Source organism: Kitasatospora sp. GAS1066B (assembly GCF_041262605.1).
Taxonomy (GTDB): domain Bacteria; phylum Actinomycetota; class Actinomycetes; order Streptomycetales; family Streptomycetaceae; genus Kitasatospora.
In genome coordinates, this window is the sequence record NZ_JBGCCO010000091.1 from 1 (window position 1) to 1478 (window position 1478).

1 protein-coding gene is annotated in these 1478 nt (G+C 68.6%); it reads right to left on the bottom strand.

Annotated elements, in window-relative coordinates; genetic code table 11:
* Window positions 1–194: 194 nt before the first annotated feature.
* Entirely contained in the window at window positions 195–1436 is a 1242-nt protein-coding gene (locus ABH937_RS38175) for an IS4 family transposase (RefSeq protein WP_370220857.1), read from the bottom strand.
* Between the last annotated feature and the right edge of the window lie 42 nt (window positions 1437–1478).

Sequence of the window (1478 nt, forward strand, 5' to 3'; positions counted from 1 at the left end):
CAATACCGGTGATTTAGGTCGTTTTCCGGCTGGTCGGGCTGGCTCTGGTGGGTGCGACCAGCCGGACGGTTGGAGTGTCGGGTGCCGTCGGGTTGCGATGTTCGGTGCGTTTGAGCTTCCAGTTGGACATCTTGCGTTTGATCACTCGCGGGTTGGAGCGCAACCGCCGTGCGGGCAGCAGTCGTTCGGTGATCTCACGCAGGCTCTGGGTGATGGCCCGGGCGAGCCGGGAGGGGGGAAAGCGCCGCCTGCCCGGTGACGTGGCGGCGCACGACGCGAAGGGTGCGGGTGAACGAAAGCCGGTCCGGGTCGTGACCGCCTTTGAGGGCGGCCTGGTGCATCAGGTCCCTCAGTGCGTGGTGGACCAGCAGGAAGGCGAAGATCTCCTGCTCGACCCCGGCTGGGTGCTGGGAGCGCAGGACCAGTCCGGGACCGCCCTGGTGATTTTTGATCTCGTCCAGGGTGTTCTCGATCTCCCAGCGCTGGGCGTACAGGGCCGCCAGTTCCGCAGCCGGCGCCCGAGCTGGGTCAAGGATGCTGGTGATCAGCCGGTAGCGAGTACCGTCACCGCCACGCGGGCCGAGTGTGTACTCGATCACTCGTACCCGCTCCGGGTCCGTGCGCCGGTAGTTGTCCCGCGCGGCCACGATCTCCGACAGGTAGGAACCGTCGGGAAGGGTCTCCAGGACCGGCAGGACGACGACGCTGCGGACCCGCCACAGCAGATCGGCACCCCCGCCCTTCGCGGCCCGCCACAGGTCGAAGCCGCAAAAGCCCCGGTCGGCGAGCACGAGCATGCCTTCGGTCATGGAGGAGAACAGCCGCTCCGCCAGGACGCTTTCGTGGACCGTCAGCGGGCCGACCTCGGCCGCGAACACCGCGTGGGTCCCGCACTCGGCCAGGGCCGCCACCCTCGCCTGCGGATACGCACTGCGACCCTGGCCACGACTGGTTCCCGGCCGTCCGAAGAACTCGGCGTTCACCGCCGTGTCCGGGATGTCGAACACGGTGCCGTCGACCGCGACCAGCCGCCACTGCCGATACCAGGCACCCTGCGTCGCCGCGACCGCGACCGGACGACAGACCCGGACGAACAGGGCCCGCAGCGGTTCCGGGCCCAACCGCAGTCGGGCCCGTCCAATCGCCGCCGTGGTGGGCACTCGCCAGGCCTTCGCCCAGCGGCCCTCCCGCTCCAGACCCTGGACCAGGAGCCGTGCCACTTCCTCGTAGCCCTGCCCGAAGAACAGGCACATCGCCAGGACGAAGTACACCACCACCCGCGCCGGCAGCAGCCTCGTCCGCTGCTCGACCCGGCCGCACTCGGCAACCACCTCGTCGACCAGCTCCGGAGGAAACGCCCGCGTCAGCACTCCCAACGCGATCCGATCCGAGAACCGATCAACCCCCGACGACTTCAACTGACCCGGCCTTGGCATACCCCACCCAACGACCAGAACCCACCAAAGTCACCGGTATTG